Source organism: Rhizobium sp. 18055 (assembly GCF_902706285.1).
Taxonomy (GTDB): domain Bacteria; phylum Pseudomonadota; class Alphaproteobacteria; order Rhizobiales; family Rhizobiaceae; genus Rhizobium.
The window spans coordinates 1-495 of the sequence record NZ_CACSKD010000175.1; the positions used below are offsets into that span (position 1 = coordinate 1).

The 495-nt window shown below is 67.3% G+C and carries 1 protein-coding gene; it reads left to right on the top strand.

The window, feature by feature from the left end:
* Nucleotides 1–164 precede the first annotated feature (164 nt).
* Nucleotides 165–495, top strand: a 331-nt coding sequence (locus tag GVL52_RS31855; RefSeq protein WP_200847970.1) for a CHASE3 domain-containing protein, incomplete at its 3' end; no start/stop codon positions are given.

Below are 495 nucleotides of genomic sequence, written 5' to 3' on the forward strand. Positions count from 1 at the left end.
GCGCGCGCTCACTGTAGAGTAAGGCTGGGTGCGGGACGGCTGCTCCTTCTTTTGCAGGATACGGCCTACGCTGGGTTGCGGCGCGCAGCCCTATCATCGTCGGCTCTCCCCACTCCGCCGCCATGCCGTCCCAACCTCTCCCGAACGAAAAGATCCAGAGCAGCATGCCGCTGCGCATGCTCATGGGTTTCGTGCTGGCCGCGCTGGCCACTGCGGTCATCGCCATCTTCACGTACCAGTCGCAGCAGGAGCGCTCGGACGCGGTGCGCCGCATCAACACGGCCGTCGAGTCGGTGGTGCAGATCCAGTACGTGCTGTCCATCATCAAGGATGCCGAAACCGGCCAGCGCGGCTACCTGCGCGCCGGCGAGCCGCGCTACCTCGGGCCCTACGAGACGGCCGAGGCCTTGCTGGTCTCCGAGCTGGAGCGCCTGCGCCTGCTCGTCAGCGATTCCCCGCGGCAGCTGCGCCGCTATGAACAGCTCGCGCCACTGG